The sequence below is a fragment of the [Clostridium] scindens ATCC 35704 genome (genome assembly GCF_004295125.1).
Lineage (GTDB): Bacteria > Bacillota > Clostridia > Lachnospirales > Lachnospiraceae > Clostridium_AP > Clostridium_AP scindens.
In genome coordinates this window covers 2,329,946-2,354,080 of sequence record NZ_CP036170.1, presented here as the reverse complement: position 1 = coordinate 2,354,080, position 24,135 = coordinate 2,329,946, and the positions used below count along the sequence as shown (strand labels likewise).

Here is a 24,135-nt window from a genome sequence, read left to right as displayed (position 1 = left end):
TATGGCATGAAACTATATATTAGCAAGCATATAAAGGATATTAATGTATGGGAATCTTAGATAAATTCAAAAGAAAAAAGGAAGATAACGAACCCCCTCAGCTAGAGTTGCTAGGCGAAAACTCAGAGGCCCCCGGCTGGGATGCCATTTCAGAAGCATTTGATACCCTCTATCCCGGACAAGATAGGCGTTACCAACGAGGAACTTCTGTCCGACTCCCTTCCTCCTTCATACACTCCGAAAGGACCATCTGGTAAACTTCCTGAAATGATCTATCATGCTCCTTACAAAGTCTGACAACACTCTGGTATTCCGGATATTTCCTTATCTGCGAGCCCAGAGCGCATACTTTTACCTGCGCATCCCCGAGGCATGTGCGAACCGTCTCCATGCTGCGCGCGAGGACGCTCCGCTCCATCTGCTGCCTGCGGATGCCGATGGTTGTCGTCTCTTCAAATATGATCTGTTCCATCTGCTTTACATTTTCTTCCGTACAGATGACGTTCAACTGATAAGCCGGACGGTTTTTCTTCATATAGACAGGCGTATAGCTTACATCTCTGGCTCCGGCCTCAAAGAGGCGATCCATTACGTACCCCAGCGCCTCTCCCGTGCAGTCATCCATATTGGTTTCCAACTTCCAGATGCAGTCTCTGCCATAAGACGCCTGCCCTTCAATCAGCATGGCTCTTAGGATTCCAGGCCTGTCATACTCTCTTTTCCCGGCCCCTATGCCTATTTTCCTTAGGGAAAATGTTTCCGGCAACTCCTTTGCTGTCCTGATTGCCGCTACGATTGCCGCTCCGGTAGGCGTTACGAATTCGCCTTTGGATTCAGTTATGCAAAGATCCAGATTATGTTCGGATGCGATATTCGCAACCGCCGGTACCGGCACCGGAAGAATGCCATGCTGGCACCGGATGGTGCCGCACCCTTCATACAGGACAGGGACGATGCATTCCGTAATTCCAAGATTATCCAGACATACGGCGACGCTGATAATATCCACGATAGAATCCACTGCCCCCACTTCATGGAAATGAACCTCTTCCAAAGGAACGCCGTGGGCTTTGGCTTCTGCCTGAGCCAATATGCCAAAGATACGCTTTGCGATTGCTTTCGCCTCCCGTGTCATTGCGCCATTGTCTATGATATGCAGGATTTCCTTCATTCCACGGTGCTCATGGCTTCCTTTATGACTATGGCTATGTACCGTTCCATGTCCGTGCAGATACTCCATATCATGATCGTGGTTTTCATGGGCGCTGTCCAGAATCACCGCGAAGTCGCAGGCATCAAGCCCGGATTTCTTTACCCTGCCGATTTCGATCCGGAAGCCTTCCAGCGGCAGGCTCTCAAGTGCATCCTTTAACGCCTGCTGATCCGCTCCAAGGTCCAAAAGCGCTGCAGCCATCATATCGCCGCTGATGCCGGAATAGCATTCCAGATATAATGTTCTAAGTTACAACCACCACTTCAAGTGGTGGTTTAGCCTTAGCCCTCCAAAGGGCTATTGTTACTGCTCGCCCCGAAGGGCGGTATCGCAAGCACTTTTACTGGTCCGCTATAAAGCCGCACCTCTTGAATCTTCTTTTCTTGAATCCTCTGCTTGCTCTTTAATATACTTCTGTACTGCTTCGTCTGTAATATTACCAATTGTTTCTACGTAATACCCTCTTGCCCAAAATGCCTTATCCCACTTACTTTGTAATTCGGGATGCCTATCATATAGCATTAATGTACTTTTTCCTTTCAAATATCCCATGAAATCTGATATACTGATTTTAGGTGGAATCGCTACACTTAAATGTACATGATCATCGCATACTGCTCCTGCTACTATTTCCACATTTTTATAGCGGCATAAGATGCTAAGTATTTCTCGTACATCAACTTTCAATTTCCCATATAACACTTTCTTGCGATACTTAGGTATAAAAACTACATGGTACTGGCATTTCCATCTTGTGTGTGATAAACTTTTATTGTCCATAAGGACCACCTCCTATGTTTGAGTTTGGCTTGCGATACCATTCTCATTGTATCATAGGAGGTTTTTTATTGATATCATACACGCTTCTGCTTACTCCATTCTCCCCAGCATAGCTGGGGGATTAGGATTTTCATTTACAATCTCGTTCATTTCATACCCCCTGCGGCCAGACTTTATTTTCCATATGATCAGCCGCTGCTCTCTCCATTTTAGAACATTTCTTCTCTGTCTGCAAATGTCTTTTTATAATTATGAATCATTCCCGGGAGGGCTGATTCATAATCCGACACCTGTTCTCTTTATTCCCGGCCCTGTGGATTTTTCCCGATATGATACTCTCTTTTCATGACTCTCATGATTGTCCTCGATATAATATCTACAATATTAAAGCCAAAAGCAATTGCAAGGCAGGTAGCCAGCAATACAATCGTCTCACCAACAGCCATTCCATAATCACGGCTCACGCAGCCATACATCATATAATACAAATTCGGTCCAGGAATCAACGGGAATACGGATGCTGTCAAAAAGATAGTGGACGGTGCCTTGTTAATTCTGGACATGATAAATGCATAAAAAGCCACAAACACTGCTGCAACCAGTGTGGCCAAAAAATTGCTAGGCCAGAAATGATAGATCACAACATAGATTCCCCATGTAAAAAAAGCCCCTACTCCTGAATAGACTACCTGTCTCCCACGGATTTTAAACCAAAAGGCAAATCCAATACAGGCCACTGTACAGGATATCAACTGAATCCAAGTATTATGATTTAGTACATACCCTTCCGCAGACACTCCGTTAAGCAACAGCATTGCAAGCGCAGTTCCAAATGCAATGCCAGCCGCCCCAAGCATAGAATTCATGATGTTCAACGTACCGGATATAAAGTCTCTTTGCAGCACTTCACGGATTCCATTGGTGGTACTAAGACCGCTGATCAGCAGCATAACAATTCCTATCATAATTCTCTCAGGATGACTGCCAAGCCCCATCCGTACCGCCAGGATAATAATAACTTCCGACAAAAAAGATAGTATCATATTATAGGCCATCAAATTCTCTTCTCTTCTGCTGAGCCATCCCCCTACTATAACAATCATAAGCGAGACAATAACTGCAACAATTGCATCCGCAAAATTACACCCAAAGAATACTGCGAACCCGGTGCCCCCCATTACTGCCGCAAAATACTTCGTATACGGCTTCTGGGACTGCCTGTTCATGACCTCTTCGTATTTCTCACGAAGCGTCTGTTCATCCGGCTTATTCTGGCATACATATCTGGATAGATTATTCAGATAATCCAATCTGTCAAAATCTATATCTGTAGATTCAATATGCCGGACCTGAGTAATAATTTCGCCTTCTGGAGTCTCTACAGTTATCTGGATATTACTGGGTATCGCGAACACATCATAACGTTTAAAGCCGTAACTTCTGCACATTCTATAAAGACTGTCATCCAGCCTGAAATTTTCCGCTCCGCAGATTAGCATCGCTTCTCCAATGTCCAAAATCCCCTGCACGATTCTTTGGTAATCCATAGCCTTTTCCCCCTATTCTGGAATGTCACATGATGTTATCATAGCATTATTTTCACATGTGTCAACAAAAAACTTTTTGGGGAAGACAGCGAATGCTTATTCTTTTTGCAATTCTTCTACCACGGTTCCCCTTCTTCCGAACCGGAATGCCAGGTAAGGCACCAGTCCTCCTAATGCCAGCAGGATTGGGACGCCGGCCACAAGCGAGAATACTACGGTCAGAATGGCATAATAAAGCCCTTCTGCGATCACCATTTTTGTCAGCTGCCTCTTCGTCATTCCGATGGCCTCCATCATGGCAAATTCTCTCTGCCTGGTAATGATTCCTGTAAGGATGGAATTGATAAAATTCAAAATTCCGATTACTCCTATGACAAAAGCCAAGGCTCCGCCGATAAGCAAGAACATATTCGTCAGCGTATAGAAACTCCTTCCCAGACCTGCATCTCATTTACGGCAAAGTCTTCTGCCCCATAGAGGTACACTTCAAAATCACCCTGCTCATTGGTGTTAAATGGAATGAATTCTTTCCCATAGTATTCCCCGGGCATTCCGCTGGAATCTTGTTCTATTCCGGAAGGAATGGTGATGCCTTTCTGTTTTACGCCCACGAAGGAACCTGCCCCGTAGAGCCTTCCGCCATCTTCATAGCCTTTTAATCCCTGGCAGTATTCGATAAACGACTCCGTCAGATTTTCCTCATCAATGGTTTCTAAGTTCCTGCCTCTATAATTGTCCATGCCAAAATATTTTGCGTTCCCGATGATAAAATCCGGCTTCATAAAACTTTGCAGGTACTTATCCATATCAAACGAATGGGTTATCGTAAATACGCTGTTTAGAAGGATGATCGCCAGGGACAGCGATGCAATGATAATCGTCGTCTTTCCCTTGCTTCTTCCCAGATTCGACAAAGCCATCCGCCATATCCTGCCTCCGCTTAAAGAGTGCTTTCCTTTTTTGCGCGCCTTGCTCCCTCCGTATACCTCAGCGCTTCGATCGGGGATACCCGGGCTGCCATTCTGGCCGGATGCCCCGTGGAAATGAATACCGTTACCAGGGAAAAGATGGCCGCACCGATAAAGATCAGCGGATTTGCCGGCACCGTGCTGTATTCCACCATATCTCCCAGGGATTTCATGATGACTGGCACCAGCCCTTTTCCTACAAAGAATCCCGCAAGCAGCCCTCCTGCAACAGCCCCTATGGTCATAGGGTCTGCATCTGCCTCATCGGACACGTAGGCCCAGTTCCCGTTGCTTGCGATGGCGGCGCACAGTTTCTCTATTTGCTACCTTACGCATATGCTTCACCGCCTTTGCCTGTAATCTTCCCGTCCTCGATACGGATGATCCTGTCTGATAATTGAGCAATCTCCTCATTGTGGGTAATCATGACCATGGTCTGTCCGTAACGCTGGCTGGTAATCTTCATCAGGCTTAATACGTCCTGGCTGGTCACGGAGTCCAAATTTCCCGTCGGCACGTCAAATGGTTTTTTCCGGAATATCTATCCGGTAAGATATTTCTTTCACAGTAAATCCCCATATCTTAAGCAGTAAGATCTGTAGCTTCGTTTTATCCGATTCTAAAAGAATATGGCATTTTCAAACGATTTATATGCAGGTAAGATTGTCTCCTTTGTAAGTTTTGTTGACACCAATCACATTTCCTCTGAATTACGGAAATGTCAAAATATCAATACTTCACCACCCCTAATATCGCCATCATAAATCCAAATAAATATTGCGGAACATTAATCAGCCTCTTGTCCAAAAGACAAGAGGCCGATATCGCCTGTCGGGCTTCATGCTCTAATAAACTTCTATTTCTGCCAAACCGACACTTTCAGTGCTAACAGAAACTTTTGTTACTACGAACTTAACATTTTTAGAGTTTTTATCAACTTGGACTTCTAAAGGTTCACCATTATTTGGTAACTCACCGACAATAATTTCAGAATTATCATCAAAAATCAGTTTCCCTTCTAAAATCTGATTATCCATATCTGGTCTGTCATATAACACGACCTTTTTAATTTCTTTTTCATTATCAAATTCCAGATTTATCCACGCGCCTGTTGTTTCTTTGTCAGATACCCATTCTGCGTGCGGGAATCTCGGATGATCATATGGCAAGCCTTCTGCAGCGCCATCCCGTACTCCATCAACAGCTTTAACAGCACTCTGATCTATTTTTCTATCTTCGTTTGCACACTCCGATGATGCTGTTATTTCCGCTTCTTTAGCAAAGCTACTAAAATCTCTGCTCCAGAATATTTCATTTACCTTCGCAAATGAGCCAATATAATCGTAATACTGGGAAGTATAAAGTCTTAACGCCTGATCTTTCAGGTTAAACGCGAACGGAACTTGTCTCATAGCATATGGAACATTGATATTTTCTCGCTCATCCCAATTAAACATTGTTAATTCTTCCAAACCTTCTGGCATATTTAATGCTCTGATTCCTTTTTCATCCGAATTTACAATTGGCCAATTGCTGTCTCCGGCACATGAATGAATAATACTTTCGTGCAAAGTCGGGTTATAGGAAGGATCTTCTGCCTGTATATTCTGTATTGCTTCAATCGCAAATAAATCAAAGTATGCATGATCAAAATGCATATCATAACGTGAAGGTACATATATATCTGTCGGCTTATAGGTACTGATCGCATACTCTAAGTCATTCAGGAAGTTTTTACGAGTATATAACGCGTGCTCACCTGTCACCTCATAATGATAATCCTGTTTCGCATTTGGATTTCCATAAGTATATTCATTACCCCATCTGCTTTTAAATACTTGTGTATCGTCTGCAGTATACATTTTATACAGAAAACTGTCCTGATATGTCTGGGCTCCGCCCAGACCTCCTGTATCTGCATATCCCATAAACATGATGTCTTCGCTCTCCACACCTATAACTTCCAATGCATTGATGGTTTCTACAATTCTTCCTTTTCCCGTACTCTTGCCATTATAATCTCCGTTAGTTGCAAGGAGAACTTTCACTTCATCTCCGACTTCTGCGGCACGATTCATAACACCGCCTGCCATCAACATCTCATCATCTTCATGCGGCGCTAAAACTAGGATTTTCTTTTCTCCTGGTACTCCTGCATCTAATCCGTCAAAATGAATCTCTTTTACTTCTAAGTCTTCAGACTGACCGGCAAATTCAAATCTAACATATTTTGCAGTTGTTACTTCGATATCTACCGTTTTATCAGCCTGATCCGCGGATACATCGGAGACCTCTGTCCATGTATCATTATCCATAGATACATAGAACTTATAAGAAGATACAGCAGATGTAAATTCTACTTTATGATTCTGAATATTATATTCTCTGTCTAAATCAATCTGTAAATATGCAGTATCGTCTTCAGAAACCGGTTTCCATGTGGAAGCGCTGTCATAATCTGTAACATTTGATGCCTTATATCCCTCAGCAACAGACGATGCCTTCACCGGCTGTCCATATGCTATATCAATATTGATATTCTGCCCTTCTTCTTCCGGTATATGTGTATCCACGGCAAAGGCTCTGAATTCAGGAAGAACAGCCCACGCCAAAGGTCTCTTTGGCGGCTTGTCTGTAATGGTCACTTTAAAAGCATTACACTCGATATCACAGGCTTCATTTTGAACAACAGATGTTTCCGGGTCTGTATATGGTGTTTCGGATGTATAATCCACTAGTTCTTCCCATGTACTTCCACCGTCGGCAGAATACTCTATTTTATATTTCCAGTCTTCTGCAATATTGGTATCTCCGTCTTTCAAATCTTCCCATTCGATTTCCACTTCTTTTACGTTATATGTATCACCTAAATCAACTGTCCACCAGTATGGGAATGTATCTGTATTTCCACCAAAAGTTGTCACATCTCCATCTACCGCCAGATCAGAACTGTTATATCCTCCGGATTGACTTGTTGATTTTCCCTGTGCAACATTAGACATGATATCTTTTGTATACACTTTAAACTCTGCAAATCCAGCCCAATACGTCTCTGCTGGCAATCCTGTAATTGTAACTCTGACATATCTGTATTTTGTTTCTGCGGAAACTTCACCTGTCTGAACTTTTGCACTATCCGTATTTTCTGTCTTATCACTCAGCATATCAAAATTTTCGCCATCTGCTGATGCCTCAACTTTATATTTCCACGGATTACTTTCTTCTTTTTCAAAAACCAATTCATAATCAGAAATAGTATATGCTTCCTGAAGATCCACTTGCCACCATTTATCAGCTCCAGCACCATTATTTACCCACATCGTATTCTCATCGCCGTCATTTCCGTTTGATGCCGGACGCTCCGAATCTCCAGATGTACTTGTTGGTTTCCCTTGTGAAACATTCAGTTTACTTATATCTACTTCTTCCAGAATCAAATCATCTAACTTTACGTCGCTTGTTCCCTTTGCACATTCGATCACTAGATATACCGCCATTTGATTTGTCCGGAAGTCTGTAGTAAATTCTTTTTCTGTTGCGCCTATTTCAAATGTATTTGTCTCAGATCCGGACACTACTTTTATAGTCGCGCTCTCAGAACATTTTGCAGAAAAGCCTCTGAATATCTTACCATATGGAATCGCAATTTTATTCACCTGGCCATCTTTCGTGAAAGAATCTGCCCATAATTTAACGTCTCCGTCAACCGCTCCTGTGTTCCAGCCCCGGTTTCCAAAATTACAATTCTGATACTTACCTGTTAAACTTTGTGCTTCCGTTCCCAAATCTTCAAAGTCGATCACTAATTGATTATCTGGAAGTTTAGCTTCAGCTTCTATCCCTGAAAAAGTAAACAAACCACTCAGCGACAACATGCCAGCCATACCCAAAGCTATTAGCTTTCTCTCCTTCATTGCCTTTCCTCCTCTTTTATTCCCGTGAAAGAATTTCATCAAATTCCGCTCTTAAATACATATTTTCTACACTTTCTCTTACTTGCTCATAAGGCAGAATACAACTCTCTGTCTCTCCTTTATACACATAGAGATATACGATCCCTTCTATATCTTCCGTCAGATAGCGGTCTCCGGATTTCATTCCAAATAGTTGTTCCATTAAGTCCGGATTCCGGTTATATACCACACTATTTTCCTGAAACTCCATCTCAGAAACAGTAAAAACCTCTGCATCGGATTCTGCGTACTTTATAACGTCATCCTCCTGCGCTATTTTTTCTAGTAACTCCTTGTTTTCCTGTGACGTCATGATCACGTCAAACTGCATTGCAGCCTCCTGAACCGCAATATATTCCTTATTATCTTCATAATAAGCCCGTACGTCTTCTTCTGTACATGAGATTTCTTTCCCCTTCATTTTTTCTATCAATTCTGGTTCCATGGAGCCGCATATATACTTTATATACGTCTCCATAGTATACTGTGTCGGACCATAGATTACTTCCCCCTGTTCCAGAGCCTTTTTTCGCCGGTCATTTTCTTTTTCCAACTGATCTTCCAAATCCTGGTATTCTGCTGATTCTATCAGTCCATATTTTTCAGCATACTTCAGAAATTGCTTTGTATGCGTATCAAACATTTCATTTTCAGACTCTGCCGCTTTTTCCGATCCTGCGCAAGCCGGCAATATAAATGCTGCAAACATTAGCAGAAGTAATCTTAATATCCGACGTCTCATATTATCTCCTCTTTTTTCGTACTATAACTCCGCAGATCACAACCATTGCCGCCATCATCAGGAAAGCGGATGCCATGATCGGCGCTTCGTCTCCGGTTTGTACTAACTTCCCGCCATGACTGCCAGAATTATTCTGTCCTTTACCTGACTGGGAATGATCTATATTCTTGTCAGACTGATCTCCCGGCTTATCGACTGGATGTTCTTTGTCCGGATTGGGCGTCGGATCTTTCGGATCCTCCGGTTCTTCTGGTTCCGTTACTTCGTCCAAAACTGAAATGGCAGTCTCGAGTTTTACAACCTGTGCGTCTAGTGCATCCTGCGTTGCCTTCTCATCCGCCAGAACACTTTCCGCTTCCTCTATTGCTTTCTGGAGCGTCGCATAGCTTTCTGCCGTGTAACCGTCCGCCTTATAATCCTTTGCTTCTTTCAGTTTATTCTCCAGACCCGACTTATCAACAGATGGGGAAACTTCTTTCTCATACACTTCAAATTCTGCCATTGCTGTCCAATAATCCCATTCGACAGAACCATCCCACTCTGGATAGCCCGTGATCACAACTCTGACATAGCGGTAAGTCTCCCCGCTCTGTATCTTCTGCTCGTCCACTCTCGTTCCGTCCGGCGAATCCTTCTGTTCAAATAATACGTCGAAGTTCTCTCCATCTTTAGAACCTTCAACCCTGTATTTCCATGCGCCTGAGTTCTGATCCTCCTCGAACATGATTTTATATCTGTCCAGTGCATACTCTTTTCCGAGATCTACCTGCCACCAATGTGGTAATGGAGTATCTTCGTAATTTCCGGTTGCTACCCAAAGCGTATCTGCCTTTCCGTCATTTCCGTTAGAGGAAGGTTTCTCATCAATGTCCTTCGTAGATGATGTGGTCGGTTTATTCAGCGCCAGATTCTCCGTACCCGGCTGACCAGGATCCTCTTTCTTCTCAAGTTCTTTGATCGCCTCTGCAAGTTTCTTCACCTGTTCGTCTACCTGCGCCTGCGTTTTTTCCTCATCTGCCAGAACAGCTTCCGCTGCTTTGATTGCTTCCTGAAGCGCCTTATAGCTTTCTTCTGTATATTTTTCTTCTGTATACGCTTTCGCCTCTGCCAGCTTGATCTCCAGATTCTTTGTCACGACTTCTGACCCTGCTTTGCTTCCATATACTTCAAACTCGGCAAATGCAGTCCAATAGTCAGCTCCTTCCCACTCTGGATAGTCTGTGATCACAACTCTGACATAACGGTAAGACTCTTTGCTCTGTATCTTCTGCTCGTCCTCTCTCGTTCCATCCGGTGAAGACTTTTGTTCAAACAATACGTCAAAGTTCTCTCCATCCTTAGAACCTTCAATCCGGTATTTCCATGCGCCCGGATTCTTGTCATCCTCAAAGACAATGCGGTATTTATCCAGCACATATTCTTTTTCAAGATCTACCTGCCACCAATGTGGTAATGGAGTGTCTTCATAGTTTCCGGTTGCTACCCACAGGGTACTCTCATCTCCGTCATTTCCATTAGAAGAAGGTCTCTCGTCTACATTCTGCGTAGATGATTTCGTTGGCTTTCCAAGTGCGAGGTTAGCGCCTTCCTTAATCTTTAAAGCGTCTATCGCCTCCTGCAATTTTTCAATTGCAGCGCTGACCTTTTCTTTGGTATCCGCTTCCTCAAAATCCTTTTTCGCCTGTTCGAAAGCTGTGCGGAGATTTGCATAACTCTCGTCTGTGTAATTGCCCGGCTTCATATATTTTACTTCTGAAATCAGCTTTGTCAGTTCCGACTTATCAAGTTCGCTGTAATCTCTTGCATACAATTTGAATTCTGCAAAGCCCGGCCAATAATCTTCTGCCGGGAAGTCCGTAAGTTTCACAAGCACATAGCGGTATACAGTTCCCGGTTCAAAGGATCCCTTCTGCACTTTGGAACCGTCGGTATTGTCTGTGGCGTCATAAATCGGAATTTCTTCAAAGTATTGGTCTCCATCGCGCGCACCCTGAAGCTCATATTTCCATACGTCTCCTTCATTCTCAAATACCAGTTCAAAATCAGAGAGGTCATAATCCTGCCCTAAATCTACCATCCAACCCACTTTATCATTGCCTTCATGGACCCATAAAGTGTCTTCATCGCCATCATTTCCATTGGATGCGGGATACTGTGACTTTCCTTCCTCCCAGGAATATTTTCCTCGCGCGATGTTATTTCTCTCGTACTGCGCTTCACGAAGAACGAGATTATCAAATTTCACCGCGCCGCTTCCTTTCGGAGAAACGATCTCTATTTTTACCTCTTTCAGCGCAGATGGGAAATCCGTTAAATATGTGGTTTTTGCGGATGTGATCGCAAATTCTCTTTCATATCCGTTTCCACTGAGCGTTACAAGGGCTGAATCTTCGCAGAATGCCTGGAAAGATTCCAACGTCCGGTTGTCCGGTAATTCAATAAGATAGGTTGTCTTTGTTCCGTCTGCATATAATACTTTGGAATTTTTCACTTCCGCCGTAAGCCATCCCTCTCCGAAATTACACCCCTCATACTCTCCAGTAAGCGCTTTTTCTTCTGCCGCGCGGTCCTCAAAGTCAATTCCATAATCTTCTTTGACTCCCGCCGCTCCCTTATTGTCTGCACCAATATTCGGAACTTCTGTTATGGAAACAGGATTGCCCCAATAGTCTCTCCCGCCGTTCCCTTCGATCAATGTACCTGCGTTGATACAAGCGGAACCTTCCGCGAGCTGATATCCATCCACAGAGTCAATTCCGCTCGCGCCTGTTCCGATAGCTTTAAAATCTGCCTTGGATATAGAAACTGCGTTTTCATCATCAGCCCTTAAAATATTCTTGTCTGAACCGCCGTAAGCATTGTGATCTGCGCTTCCCTGCAGATACTGATGCCAGCCTTTCGATTCTCCGTCGCTGTAGATAACGTTATTACGGAACTGATAAGTCTCCGGATTCACTTCCCGACCGTCCCAGTTGTTTGTGATCCAACTATCGTAGCCTTCTGCCAGATAGAAATCATTATTATAAACATTGAGTTTATTTCCGTCGCCAGTAGAATAACCGCCGATCGTCACGATCGCTCCGCCGCCGTAACTGTTTGTTCCGCTCCCGTCATTCTGGCTGACATTGTAGCGGATATGCGTCTCATATTTTGACCCGAGCGCGCACTCGAAAAATGCTCCCGACGGATTGTCATGTGTGTAGTTATATTGGATATAATTCTTTTTGGCGGCTACGTCCGCATCAAAAGCCTGTGAATCTTCTTTGCTGTCGGATGCTCCCGAGCCAAACACTTCATTAAACTGCGCCACTGTATAATCGCCATATTCCCACCAGATTGGCACGTTTCCGTTCGGACCGCTGTTACATCCGTCGCACACATTATATTCGATCAGCGCGTTGCTGTAGGCAGATGGACAAATTGCCGCGTTTCCAACATCCTCGCAGTAATTGTTGCGAATCACGATATTGGTACTGTTCACTCTCTGATCGGCATATTCGTTCGCCGGGATTCCGGATTCTGCCGGAAAAGAACTGCTTCCCCAGGTCGACAGGAAACTGATTCCATAGTGATTGATATTCGGTCCTACCTGATTTCCTTCAATTAAAATATCATCCCAGTTTGTCGGGACTTCATTTCCACGGATAATATACACGATGCCGCCCCGCCCGATACCTGCCTGATTGCCGATCGGATGTGACACTACGTCATGTACGTCCAGATTTTTACAATACATATGGCGAAGGGTTCCAGCATCCTCTCCCATGATCAGCACGCCATATTTTTTAATGTGGTCGTCCGGGTTGTCTCCCGGGATCCTGTTCGTGACTTCTAAATCTGTAATCTCCCAATACTGCTGATTATAAAAATATACAGCCGCATTAAAGATACGGTTCTCTAAGTCGTCCCCATTCTCTCCGCACCAGTTATTACCGGAAATCAACGGACGTTCATTCCCGTCTCCATAGGAGCCGATCACAATTGGATTGCCTTCTTCACCTGAACCTTTCGGACTTAACTGCCCAACCCACTCATCGCCTTTTTCAAATAAAAGTTTATCGCCGGGCTGGAAAGTCGTTTCATTTACTTTCTCAAGCGAAGACCATGCCTCCTTTTCGCTTGTTCCGCTGTTGGCGTCATTTCCTCCGTCCTGATCTACATAGTAGGTTTTACCCTCCCCCGCTGATTTTTCGGCGTTTACAGATATTTCCGGTATATACTGCAATACGAGAGCCGCCGTTAAAATCGCTGCAAATCCTCGTTTCATACTTTTACGCATATGCTTTCTCCTCATTTTTACACTTTACATTTTGCTTTGATCTTCCAGGAACCGAATAAATGTCTGTACGCCGCCTCCGAGAACTGTTACTGCCTCCGGGCGTATTCCCTTTGCCTCTGATACGTCAAAGAAATCGCCCTTTTTTGTCTTTTCTGTTCTCATAAAGTTATCACTTCCAAAGAGACCTTCGTCCAGGCCGATATATTCATCGCCCCAGAAGGTACAATCTTCCGGCTGTATCTGATCCTGTTCCCATAAATGCTGTAAGATCATATCCACATTATCGCTTTTACTGGACACGCCCACTTCAAGATATTTGGCGTCTGTAGTGGCGGAAAGATCCATCCCATACTCTCTCGCAGTTTCTTCCGCAAGTTTTACAAGACCTTTCAGTCCCCCTTCAAATCCATGTCCGTTTAAGTTCTCCTTCAGGATCTCCAACTCATTTTCCTGGAAAAACAAGTTATCTCCCCGGTTATTTTCAACCATGAGGTCGATCTTACAATAATTGGGGCGGCTGAACACGATATCCGTTCTGAAATCATAGTCTTTCAATAACGTCTCGTGGATTTCATAACAGATCCTGTGGATCTTCAGCAGTTCCTCTTTTTCCGGGATCCTGTGGGAAAGAAGGAACGGCTGTCCCGCCTGATCATATGCGTAATTAAACGCGCCTCTCCCAAGACCCATATAGAGATTTTTCAGTTCTTCCGGTGTAAAATACTCGTGCAGTTTTCCCTTCGCAATATTTTCAATCGTTGTTCCGCTCACAATCACAAGCCTTATTCCCTGTGCAAGAAGTTTCTTCATGGGAACGACCACTTCATCCACCGGCGCTGTCCTCGACAATACCGCCGTTCCGTCCCAGTCAAAAAATATGGCTTTATATTTTTTCAATGTACTCACCTCCCTTTTCGTGAATCATTACTTCTTTCCCACTTATGAAAAACCGGATACTGTCTCCTTCTTCCAGCACGAACCTCGCCTGTCCTTTTGACACTTCTACTTTCAGGAGACTTCCCCGGAATCTCATCTTAAACGAATACCTCTCCCAGCGCTTTGGCAGCCACGGTTTAAACTTCAGCGCCGACTGCTGGCAGCGTACTCCCGCAAAACCATTGACGATCGCCTGCCATGTACCCGCCATATTCGCCGCATGGATACCAGCGTAAAAATTATTATGGTGGTCGTCCAGATCCATTCTTGCAGATTCTGCAAAATAACGGTACGCCTCGTCATAATACCCGATGTCGCACGCAACAATCCCGAAGATACACGTAGACAGGGAGGAATGATGCAGGGTCACTTCCTGATAAAAGTCATAATTTCTGCGGATCTCATCTTCTTCAAATAAATTGCTGTGAAGATACATCCCCAGGATCGCGTCCGCCTGCTTGGACATCCGGTGTCTCATAATAAATAACGGATGATAATTCTCGTATAACCACGCCCGCTTTTCCTCCGGGATCTTAGACTCATCCCACGGCTTACGCATCATAAAGCCATCGTCCATCGGATAGACGTCGCGTTCTTCATCATACGGAAAATACATATTGTCGATGATACGTTTCCACAATTCCAGCTCGTCCTCTGAAAATCCCAGTTTCTCTTTTAATCTTTCAAACAACTCCGGCTCTTTCTCCGACAGATATGCCACGGCTGCAACCGCGTCTTTCAAATTCTCTCTCGCCATCAGATTAGTGTAAAAATTATTATCCACCAGCACATTGTATTCATCCGGTCCCGTCACACAGCAGATACAGTATTTGCCGTCTTTATTTTTCGCAAAACTTCCTACATCCGCCCATACTCTGGCAGTCTCGATAAACATTTCCGCGCCCTTTTCTTTTAAATACCCGGTATCCCCAGTAACCTGCAGATACAGAGACAGGGCGTACGCGATATCTGCGTTAATGTGATACTGCGCCGTTCCCAGCGGATAATAGGTGGATGCCTCCTCGCCGTTGATCGTCCTCCACGGATACAGAGCGCCTTTTTCATGACCCAGGATCCTTGCCCTCGCCCTCGCCTGATCCAGTGTACTGTAACGGAAATCCAGCAATTTTCTGGCTACCTCCGGCTCGGTATATACGAACACCGGAAGGACATACATCTCTGTATCCCAGAAATAATGTCCCTCATACCCTTCGCCAGACAAACCCTTCGCGCCCATTCCGGTTCTTCCGTCTCTGCCCGCCGACTGTAAAACATGAAAGAGGTTAAACCGGATCCCCTGCTGCAGCGACGCGCTCTCCTCGCCCCGGATCTCGATATCGGCTACGTTCCAGAAACTCTGCATATACCGTTTCTGCGCCTGCTCCAGTTTCAGATAGCCTTTCTCCTCTGCGGCATACAACGTCTGTTCCACAAAGGTCTCCAGCTTCTCCTCAGCCATATCCAGGCTGGTAGAATAACAGATCATTTTTTCCAGCGTGATTTTTTTCCCTTCACAGCCTGTTATTTTTAAGGTCAGCGCCGCGTCCAGCTCTCCAACCTCCGTTGACGTTTCTACAACGGCGTCTTCTGAAACGATCTTGTGGGCGCTTCCGCACGCTACGGTGAGACGGCTGTTCTGTGTAATACCTTTGTAATATAAGCGTTTTTCATCTCCGAAAAGTTTCTCCGGTTCTAATTTCCGCCCAAACGGTCCATAGTCCACGATCGGATTGGTCTTTCGCGTATGGTTCTCCACATCCGCCTGAAGCCTGGAGACAAACCTGATCTCTCCCGAAAAATTCATTGGCGTAACTTCATAAGAAATACTCATAATATTTTTCATCTCAAAAGAGACAAGCCGTTTAATTTCAATCTTAATCCGTTTTCCCTGCGGCGAACGCCAGACCATCTTTCTCTCCAGGACGCCGTCTTTCATATGCAGCGTCCTCTGATAATCTTCCATCGTCCCCTGTTCCATATCGAACTCTTCGCCGTCTATGTATAACTTCGTCTCTTTCAGGTTCGGAAGATTCAATAAGGACTGGCTGAATAAGGGAGAGCCGAAGTTCGCTTCCCCGTACCGGATCTTCTCGCGCTCGTAAAAACCGTTCACGAAATTGCCTTCCAGTCCGGTATCAATATCAAACGCATACGCCTCCTCAAAAGTCCCTCTTGTTCCGATATAGCCGTTTGACAACGAAAACGTCGTCTCATTCCGATAATTATGTTTCCGGTCGAACTTGTCTTCTGTAATATCCCACTCCTGAATCGGATAAATTGCTTTCTTATCTAATCTCATATTGTCTTATCCTTTCACTGCTCCAGCCGTCAGACTTTCCATAACCTGTCTCTGTAAAATAATAAATACGAATATCGTAGGCAAAACAGTCATAACAACCGCCGCAAACAACGCCGAATAATTATTTGCAAATGTTCCCATATAATAATTCAGCGCGATTGGAACGGTTCTCGCCGTATCGCCGCTCGTAAGCATCAACGCAAAGTAAAATTCGTTCCAGGTATTGATGAACTGCAAAAGGGCGATCGTTACAAGTCCTGGTTTCGCCAATGGCAGAATAATATGCCAGAACGTCTGCAAAAACGACGCCCCGTCAATATAGGCAGATTCTTCTAACGCCATAGATATAGTCTTGTAATAACTTGTCATAACAAAGAATGACATCGGGATTCCCATCGCTGAATAAACAATGATCAGTCCCAACTTTGTGTCGAATATTCCTAATTTCTGGAAAATCGCAAACAGAGGCTGTGATATTGCCTGCGCCGGTAACATTAAAGATGCGGATATCAGCAATATGATCAGTGTCTTTAATTTGAAATTAAACCTGGAAATAATATAAGCGCACATCGCTACTAATGTCACTGTGACCAGCACGCTGGTCCCGACAATAATTACACTGTTTAAGAAATATTTAGCAATCGGCGCGTACATAAACGCCGCCTTATAATTGTCCAGATTAAATGAGGACGGCCAGGACAGCGCCGAAGAATTGATCTCCGCATATGTTTTAAACGAACTGATAAACGCCCATACAATAGGTCCTATTGCTATCAGAGAGAAAAATAGCATGAAAATATATTTTGCCGTTTTCGCACTTATGATTGAAATTTGTGATGTCTGTTTCATTTATTTTTCCTCCTTTCCACTTCATTTCTTTCCTTAAATAATCGCTGTATTGCAAGAACAAGCGTAAGACCGATGATAATCTGTATCACTCCAACCGCATTGGCTTTTCCGTAATTGTTTTCCAGCGTCGCCGCTTTGTACAGATAGATCGGCAGGTTCAGCGTTGTATTTCCCGGTCCGCCTTTCGTTGTCATATAGATAATATCAAACTGGGATACCATCGCTACCGATGCTAAGGTCACACAGGTTCCGAATATATTTCTCATGAGCGGAAGTGTGATATAACGATCCAGCTGCCACGGCCTTGCTCCGTCTACTCTCGCCGCTTCATAGATCTCTTTATCAATAGCTCCCATTTCCGCCAGGAAGATAATGGTGTTAAAACCGGAATACAGCATCCATGTAACGGTCACTGTCCAAAACGCATATCTGGAATTACCGAACAGGTTCGGCACCTGATCCATGTGTATACCAATCGCCTCAAGAAATGGATTGACCACTCCAAATGTCGGGTTTAACAGCAGTGTGAACATAACGCCGGTCGCCGCCGTAGGGATGATATTGGGGATCATATATGCTGTACGCACAATTTTCCATCCTTTCGGCTTGCGTCTCAAAACCAGCGCCATCACAAGTCCAAGAGTCACATGGAACGTAGACTGCAAAAGAACCCATACCAATGTGTTTCTTATAGACATAAGGAAGTCTTTATCTCCAAATATCTGTGTAAAATTTTTCAAACCGGCAAACTCCGGTCCTGAAAATGTCGTATAATTACAAAAAGATGTGTAAAGAACTGTTATAATGGGCGCCGCGTAGACAATTGCGAATAAAATCATGCAGGGCATTGTAAACAGTACGATCCAGACCCCTCTATTCTTTACCTTCATACGTTCTACCTCCTACAAAAGAAGGTCCGCAAGTATTGAATACTTGCGGACCTTTCACTCATTCAAGCTATTCCTGATTTTTTGCCGCTGACTCTGTCAATTTCTCGCAGAATTCCTTTGGTGTAATATTTCCGTATGCAAGTTCCGGAAGCTCTGTTGAAAATGTATCGATCGTATTCTGATACCAATATGCCTGATTCTGTCCATAAGTAACTTCTGCTTTATTCTGAATTTCTAATACCTGCGCCATAAGAGGATCGCTCTCTGTCAATGTGTCTGGAATTTCCAGATCGTTTGATACAGGCTGAAGACCTGTCATTTCAAGCGCCTTAATCTGGTTCTCAGGACTTGTTTCAAATTTCAGGAATGCGACTGCCGCTTCAATCTTTTCTTTCTCTGTTGCTCCTACCATATCGCCAGGTGTCGGAACCATTTCCATACCGTTGCCAGGCATTAACATGATACCAACTTTATCATAAAATCCTTCCGGCGCTTTCTCCGGCTCCCGGAAGTCCGGGATCATCCATGGACCATTCGGGAACATTGCTACTTCGCCGTTAAAGAAATGTGTTGCCATCGGATCATATTTCCCGCCAACTGCGTCTGCCGTCGTATATTCTTTGAACATTGTCTGGATCTTCTCAGCGGCAGCCTCTACTTCCGGCGTATTGAAATCTGTTGGATACATGGTATTCATCCACTCATTTCCAGCTTCACCGTTCGTTCCGATCAACGCGCTCATCCAGAGGTTTGTCAGCCAGCCTGAATCCGCGGTATCCATTCCAAGCGGGGTGATTCCTTTTGCTTTTAACTGATCGCATACTTCAAAAAACTCGTCCCAGGATGCGAATGCTGTTTCCGGAGCTTCGATCCCTGCCTTTTCAAACAGTTCTTTATTATAATATATGTAAGAGATCTCTTTAGAAACCGGAACGCCGTAAATCTTGCCGTCTACGGTGTTAAACTCTAATGACGTATCATCAAAGAGCGCTTTCCACTCCGGATCCTCATCAAAGTACGGTGTTAAATCTGCTACCTTTCCTGATTTTGCCGCTAATTCTGTGATATTGTTTCCGCCGTTGAACACAATATCCGGCAGATCGCCGCTGGAGATCAGCAGTTTGATCTTCTGGTTATACGCGTCGGTAGTAGGAATTTCCTCGAAATTGAATTCTACATTCTTACCCGCCTCAGTTTTCTGGAATTCTTCAAACAGATATGAGTAGTAATCTGCCGCATAATCTGTTCCGACATGATAGTTGATGACATTCAGTACTATTTTCCCTGAATCATCTGAGGATTCCTTGTCTTTGTCGCCGCCGCTGCAGGCAACAAGTCCAAGCGCCATACTGCCGATCAGGGCAGATGCCATTAACCTTTTCACAAATTTACGTTTCATAATTTTTCCTCCTCACGTAATAAATTTACATTTATTATATATTCAATTTTATATTTTTTTAATAAATTACATTGCCTTTTTCTTACATTTTAAAGTTCAAAACAGATGTCATATTTTTGAAAAAAATATATGAAATTCTGATTCTTTTAATATTTTGTTGTTTCATTTGAATATTTCCGCATTTTATTTGACATACATTGAATCTTCATTTTGGATATGTCATAATTATTTTACGATAATAACCGAGTAAGAGTGATTTATATGACTATGGATAAATATAAAAAAACAAAAATACCATCTCTCCGTACGTTTATAACCGCCGCGATTTCTATCATTGTAACCGTCGTCTTGCTATGCTCAATCTGGTTTTGTTATTCAAGAACATCTGCGATTTTAACTGAAAATTATGAAAACAGTATTACACAAAACCTGGAGTTAATAAACCATCAATTTATTGAGCAAATAGACCTGATTGATTCTATTATCCCGCTTTATTTAGCAGATACCATTATCTCGGAACCTCTGGAATCCGTAGATACCGGTAAGCAATCGGCTGAAAACAGGCTGCAGATCGAGAAACAGATGTCCTACTTATATTATAGTACGTCTCTTGCAAGCAAAAATTTTACTAACAGCATTTATATTATTTCACAGGACGAGACCATTTTTAAGATTGGAACCTCCAGTTCTCCTGAGCCTGCGGAGTTTCAATGCCGGGAACTATTAAAAACGCTGGACAAAAAAGAACCGAAACTGATCTGTCAGACTTTGCCCCGGGACGATGGAAATATCTATTTTATCCGGAACCTGTTTAGCTCTAACACCGGAAACTATATTGGAACTTTCATAATTAATATTGATAAAGACAGATTCTTATCTTACCACACCAAAGATCTGGATCCGTCCTGGTTTCTGTGCCTGTATAATTCCTCTATGGCTGTTTTCTCTGATCCTGATATGGAGAAGGAATGTATGGCGCTCAAAGAACACGGGCAGAGGATCGGAGAACTTTCATTCCAGACAGCCCGCTTAAATGACAGGGAATATTTCGTCGCTTCACAGGAACTGTCGGGACTTGATCTGACTTCCAGCGTCGCCGCGCCGAAATCTTTAATGTTTGCCGACCTGAACAGTATCCTGAAATCTTATTTACTATTGTTAACGGGGATCGTTCTGATCGGTCTGTTTACCGCTATTGCGATCAGCCGCGCGATTACAAAACCAATAGATAAAATGATTTACAATATTAATCAGATATCCGAAAAGAAACAGAGCGCTTTGCCGCCAATGAAAATATACCGTGAGTTTGATGTCTGGGCGGATTCGTTTAACAAAATGCTGAAACAACTGGATATATATTATAATGATATTTTCCAAAAACAATTATTACTTAAAAATTCGGAAATCCATGCGCTGCAGACACAGATGAATCCACATTTCCTGCTGAATACTTTAAACACGATCGCATGGAAAGCACAGATCAGTGATAACGAGGAAATCTATCAGATGGTAATCTCATTAGGCGAATTTTTAAAGGCTAACACTCTGTCCAAAGAACAGGACTGTATTGCTCTTGAAAAAGAACTAAGATATGTGAAATTTTATATTTATTTACAACAGCAGCGCTTTGAAGATAAAATTTCCTGCGATATCCGCGTGCCGGAAACGCTTATGCACTTTCTAATCCCCTGTTTCAGTATCCAGCCGCTCGTGGAAAACGCGATCGTACATGGGTTGGAGCCAAAAACGGGCAAAGGGAAATTAATCGTGCAAATTTTAGAAACTGACGATCATTGTATGGAAATCTCGATCATTGATAACGGAGTCGGATTCCCGAAAGACTTTCAGGTCAGGGACATTGCCTCCTCTGATACCGACAGTCATACACATATCGGTCTGAAAAACCTGGACAGACGGCTTTTCCTGCTGTATGGAGACATGGCGCATTTAAGTATTGACAGTACGCCCGGCGTCTGTACAAGCATATCATTCAAAATACCTATTTCACGGGGGGGAGGGGTATCTTTACATGATCTTTAAAATATTAGTTGTTGACGATGAAGCTACTATGAGAAAAGGCATCACCAATTTTATGAATTGGGACTCTTTAGACTGTCAGGTTGTCGGAGCCGTTGAAAACGGTCTGGCCGCAATGGACTTTCTAAAAAATAGTGACGTTAATATCGTCCTGACAGATATTAAAATGCCGGGAGCGGACGGCTTGGAACTTGCACGGTTCATACACGACGAATATCCGCAGATAAAAGTGATCATCCTTACCGGATATGCAGATTTTGAATACGCGAAAACCGCTATAAAATACGACGTCGTTTCTTTTATTGTAAAACCAACAAATAAAAGAGATTTATTTGACGCGGTCAAAAAGGCGCAGGAACAAATCATAATCTCAAGAAACCGTTCCTCCATTGCCAAAGAAGAAATTGCTTTTCTCCGCGACCAGCTGCTGCTCGAAATGACGACCATGCCCTATGTCCCGTCTTTTGTGAAGCGGCTGTCTAAACTGAATTTGAGTTTAAACGATTATTATGTCGCCGCATTTCAATTGGTTCCTCTGGAAAACGATATTACTGCATTGAAAAAAATAATCATTGACGAGAAGAAAAACGCCTACTGTTACCGTTATAATAATCTGATCATAACTATTTACTTTTTGGAAAAATTTGAGGGACAAATACCTGAACATATACTGCAAAACTGTCAGGAGATCAGTACGATTACAGAAATGTTAGATTCTAAGCACGTAGCGATCGGCATCAGCCATTGCCACCGGGGCGCTGCGGATTTTCGTTCTGCCGTGGCGGAATCTATTCATGCCTTAACGCAAAATTTTTATTCAGAAAAAAATATTTTTCTTTTTTCTGATTGTGTAGAATCTTCAGAGTATGATCTGACCGCTGAAAATACTTTTGATCTGTTCGAATTTGAAAACCATCTTTTCAACCGCTTATTTGAAGATGCAGAACAGGTTTTAAAAAATATTTTTTCTAAATTTAAAAGCAACTTTGTATCGTCCATAGAGACCAAAAATATTTGTTTTCAGATATATTATATCTGTTACCGCGTTCTCAAAAAAAGAGAAGCCATACCGCCATCCAGCGAGCTGCTTGCAAGGATCCACTCCGCTCCGGATATTTTCATACTGGAAAACACGGTAAATGAATTATTTCAATATACGAAAAATCAGTTCAATGGTTCTAACGGCACGCAGAACAGGATCATTGAAAACACGATAAAATTTATCCATCAAAACTTAGCGACCGCTTTATCTTTGGAAGTCATTGCCGAGCATTTACATATATCAGCTTCTCATCTGAGCCGTACGTTTAAAAAATATTGTGATGAATCTCTGACTGAATATGTAAATAAAACCCGGATTGAAAAGGCGAAAGAGTACTTAAAAGACTCCAATATGCTCACATATGAAATTGCAAATCAGGTTGGTTACAATGATGCGACCTATTTTTCTTCTATTTTTAAGAAATACACTGGATTCAGCCCCAGTGAATACAGGCAGAAATATGCGCCTCATCAGCATTTCTCTGAGCAGAATAAATAGTATAAAAATGATAGGATAAATCTGCGTGGCGCTGAATGTACTGGCTTTTATTGGAATAGTTAGAGGATTTTTATCCACTAACTATTCCATATCCCATAATAGACGTTGCATTTACTGAATGAGTGTTCTGTTTTACCGCATCGCCGCTATTTCCATCTATCGTATGTAAAACCGTACCGTCACAGCTTTCTACGATTCCTACATAGTCGCACGTTCCGTCAGAATCCCAATCGAAAAAGACATAACTTCCAGCGCTTGGCACGCTCCCGGCAGCCTGCCATTTCCCCTTGCTCTGAAACCACTCCAAACCGGCGCTGCATAAAGAAAATTTCGGGACTGCTCCGCTCTGGATCAGTCCGGCCTGATCCGCGCACCAGCTGACAAAACAAGCGCACCATTCTTCTCTCTGTGCAAATCCATACCATGACCAATATTTCTCTCCGCCCTCATTCCCAAGCTGGCTTTTTGCGATCGTCACAAGCTGGTCATTCCCGAATAGACCGGCAAATAAGCCCCCACCCGAATAATACCGCTGAACGTGCGGTGAGATAATGCAATACGACAAATCATTTAAAGATGAAGCAGTAAAGTTATCCGATGAGATCGGAGTCAAAGCAGCTGCGGCTCAGTTGGGAATCCCATATTATACCTTATCTGGGTGGCGAAATAATCGAAAAAAGTATGGGAATGATTAGTTACAACC

At 43.4% G+C, this 24,135-nt stretch carries 17 protein-coding genes and 1 pseudogene; 2 read left to right on the top strand and 16 right to left on the bottom strand.

Features of this window, described 5'->3' with window-relative positions:
- Positions 1–190: 190 nt before the first annotated feature.
- The 15 genes and pseudogenes from larC to HDCHBGLK_RS12080 all read right to left on the bottom strand — a co-directional run bounded on the left by larC (position 191) and on the right by HDCHBGLK_RS12080 (position 19,855).
- A complete protein-coding gene (larC, locus tag HDCHBGLK_RS12155; protein ID WP_233440667.1) occupies positions 191–1,414 on the bottom strand; it encodes a nickel pincer cofactor biosynthesis protein LarC in 1,224 nt (407 codons plus the stop codon).
- 150 nt (positions 1,415–1,564) lie between these two features.
- Entirely contained in the window at positions 1,565–1,993 is a 429-nt protein-coding gene (tnpA, locus tag HDCHBGLK_RS12150; RefSeq protein WP_004605464.1) for an IS200/IS605 family transposase, read from the bottom strand.
- Between the two features lie 299 nt (positions 1,994–2,292).
- Positions 2,293–3,540, bottom strand: a complete 1,248-nt coding sequence (locus HDCHBGLK_RS12140) for a threonine/serine exporter family protein (protein WP_004606898.1) — start codon at positions 3,538–3,540, stop codon at positions 2,293–2,295.
- Positions 3,541–3,636: 96 nt separating this feature from the next.
- Positions 3,637–3,894: an FtsX-like permease family protein gene (locus HDCHBGLK_RS12135; RefSeq protein ID WP_233440666.1), complete on the bottom strand. Its 258-nt coding sequence runs from the start codon at positions 3,892–3,894 to the stop codon at positions 3,637–3,639.
- Between the two features lie 59 nt (positions 3,895–3,953).
- Positions 3,954–4,460 (bottom strand): hypothetical protein, encoded by a 507-nt coding sequence (locus HDCHBGLK_RS12130; RefSeq protein WP_004606900.1) that lies wholly within the window; start codon positions 4,458–4,460, stop codon positions 3,954–3,956.
- A 20-nt stretch (positions 4,461–4,480) separates the two neighbouring features.
- Positions 4,481–4,780, bottom strand: a complete 300-nt coding sequence (locus tag HDCHBGLK_RS12125) for an ABC transporter permease family protein (RefSeq protein ID WP_004606901.1) — start codon at positions 4,778–4,780, stop codon at positions 4,481–4,483.
- A 56-nt stretch (positions 4,781–4,836) separates the two neighbouring features.
- Positions 4,837–5,028, bottom strand: a pseudogene (locus tag HDCHBGLK_RS12120) (ABC transporter ATP-binding protein); the annotation flags it as partial.
- Positions 5,029–5,353: 325 nt separating this feature from the next.
- Positions 5,354–8,422: a discoidin domain-containing protein gene (locus HDCHBGLK_RS12115; RefSeq protein WP_050755139.1), complete on the bottom strand. Its 3,069-nt coding sequence runs from the start codon at positions 8,420–8,422 to the stop codon at positions 5,354–5,356.
- 16 nt (positions 8,423–8,438) lie between these two features.
- The gene (locus HDCHBGLK_RS12110; RefSeq protein ID WP_039909691.1) at positions 8,439–9,203 is read right to left on the bottom strand and encodes a peptidylprolyl isomerase; all 765 of its coding nucleotides are present in this window, start codon (positions 9,201–9,203) and stop codon (positions 8,439–8,441) included.
- Between the two features lies 1 nt (position 9,204).
- On the bottom strand, positions 9,205–13,482 hold the full coding sequence (locus HDCHBGLK_RS12105; protein WP_039909692.1) for a discoidin domain-containing protein: 4,278 nt from the start codon (positions 13,480–13,482) through the stop codon (positions 9,205–9,207).
- A gap of 24 nt (positions 13,483–13,506) precedes the next feature.
- Positions 13,507–14,379, bottom strand: a complete 873-nt coding sequence (locus HDCHBGLK_RS12100; protein WP_004606906.1) for an HAD family hydrolase — start codon at positions 14,377–14,379, stop codon at positions 13,507–13,509.
- Positions 14,366–16,717, bottom strand: a complete 2,352-nt coding sequence (locus tag HDCHBGLK_RS12095) for a glycoside hydrolase family 65 protein (protein ID WP_004606907.1) — start codon at positions 16,715–16,717, stop codon at positions 14,366–14,368. The genes HDCHBGLK_RS12100 and HDCHBGLK_RS12095 overlap by 14 nt, the downstream gene beginning before the upstream one ends.
- A gap of 6 nt (positions 16,718–16,723) precedes the next feature.
- Positions 16,724–17,566: a carbohydrate ABC transporter permease gene (locus HDCHBGLK_RS12090; RefSeq protein ID WP_004606908.1), complete on the bottom strand. Its 843-nt coding sequence runs from the start codon at positions 17,564–17,566 to the stop codon at positions 16,724–16,726.
- Positions 17,563–18,456: a carbohydrate ABC transporter permease gene (locus tag HDCHBGLK_RS12085; RefSeq protein ID WP_004606909.1), complete on the bottom strand. Its 894-nt coding sequence runs from the start codon at positions 18,454–18,456 to the stop codon at positions 17,563–17,565. The genes HDCHBGLK_RS12090 and HDCHBGLK_RS12085 overlap by 4 nt, the downstream gene beginning before the upstream one ends.
- A 67-nt stretch (positions 18,457–18,523) precedes the next feature.
- On the bottom strand, positions 18,524–19,855 hold the full coding sequence (locus HDCHBGLK_RS12080; RefSeq protein WP_004606910.1) for an ABC transporter substrate-binding protein: 1,332 nt from the start codon (positions 19,853–19,855) through the stop codon (positions 18,524–18,526).
- Between the two features lie 261 nt (positions 19,856–20,116).
- Between HDCHBGLK_RS12080 and HDCHBGLK_RS12075 the strand changes: the two genes are divergently transcribed.
- Positions 20,117–21,895, top strand: coding sequence for a sensor histidine kinase (locus HDCHBGLK_RS12075; protein WP_004606911.1), 1,779 nt, complete (start codon positions 20,117–20,119; stop codon positions 21,893–21,895).
- Positions 21,885–23,432 (top strand): response regulator, encoded by a 1,548-nt coding sequence (locus HDCHBGLK_RS12070; RefSeq protein ID WP_004606912.1) that lies wholly within the window; start codon positions 21,885–21,887, stop codon positions 23,430–23,432. Before HDCHBGLK_RS12075 ends, HDCHBGLK_RS12070 begins: the two co-directional genes overlap by 11 nt.
- A 70-nt stretch (positions 23,433–23,502) precedes the next feature.
- On the opposite strand, the gene HDCHBGLK_RS12065 is transcribed toward HDCHBGLK_RS12070, so the two are convergent.
- On the bottom strand, positions 23,503–23,910 hold the full coding sequence (locus tag HDCHBGLK_RS12065) for a CHAP domain-containing protein (protein WP_039909693.1): 408 nt from the start codon (positions 23,908–23,910) through the stop codon (positions 23,503–23,505).
- Between the last annotated feature and the right edge of the window lie 225 nt (positions 23,911–24,135).

What these genes read in the sequence shown, in the direction of transcription:
- larC (WP_233440667.1), bottom strand. Translation starts at nt 1,414, where the DNA reads ATGGCTGCAGCGCTTTTGGACCTTGGAGCGGATCAGCAGGCGTTAAAG.
- tnpA (WP_004605464.1), bottom strand. Translation starts at nt 1,993, where the DNA reads ATGGACAATAAAAGTTTATCACACACAAGATGGAAATGCCAGTACCAT.
- HDCHBGLK_RS12140 (WP_004606898.1), bottom strand. Translation starts at nt 3,540, where the DNA reads ATGGATTACCAAAGAATCGTGCAGGGGATTTTGGACATTGGAGAAGCG.
- HDCHBGLK_RS12130 (WP_004606900.1), bottom strand. Translation starts at nt 4,460, where the DNA reads ATGGCTTTGTCGAATCTGGGAAGAAGCAAGGGAAAGACGACGATTATC.
- HDCHBGLK_RS12115 (WP_050755139.1), bottom strand. Translation starts at nt 8,422, where the DNA reads ATGAAGGAGAGAAAGCTAATAGCTTTGGGTATGGCTGGCATGTTGTCG.
- HDCHBGLK_RS12110 (WP_039909691.1), bottom strand. Translation starts at nt 9,203, where the DNA reads ATGAGACGTCGGATATTAAGATTACTTCTGCTAATGTTTGCAGCATTT.
- HDCHBGLK_RS12105 (WP_039909692.1), bottom strand. Translation starts at nt 13,482, where the DNA reads ATGCGTAAAAGTATGAAACGAGGATTTGCAGCGATTTTAACGGCGGCT.
- HDCHBGLK_RS12095 (WP_004606907.1), bottom strand. Translation starts at nt 16,717, where the DNA reads ATGAGATTAGATAAGAAAGCAATTTATCCGATTCAGGAGTGGGATATT.
- HDCHBGLK_RS12090 (WP_004606908.1), bottom strand. Translation starts at nt 17,566, where the DNA reads ATGAAACAGACATCACAAATTTCAATCATAAGTGCGAAAACGGCAAAA.
- HDCHBGLK_RS12085 (WP_004606909.1), bottom strand. Translation starts at nt 18,456, where the DNA reads ATGAAGGTAAAGAATAGAGGGGTCTGGATCGTACTGTTTACAATGCCC.
- HDCHBGLK_RS12080 (WP_004606910.1), bottom strand. Translation starts at nt 19,855, where the DNA reads ATGAAACGTAAATTTGTGAAAAGGTTAATGGCATCTGCCCTGATCGGC.
- HDCHBGLK_RS12075 (WP_004606911.1), top strand. Translation starts at nt 20,117, where the DNA reads ATGACTATGGATAAATATAAAAAAACAAAAATACCATCTCTCCGTACG.
- HDCHBGLK_RS12070 (WP_004606912.1), top strand. Translation starts at nt 21,885, where the DNA reads ATGATCTTTAAAATATTAGTTGTTGACGATGAAGCTACTATGAGAAAA.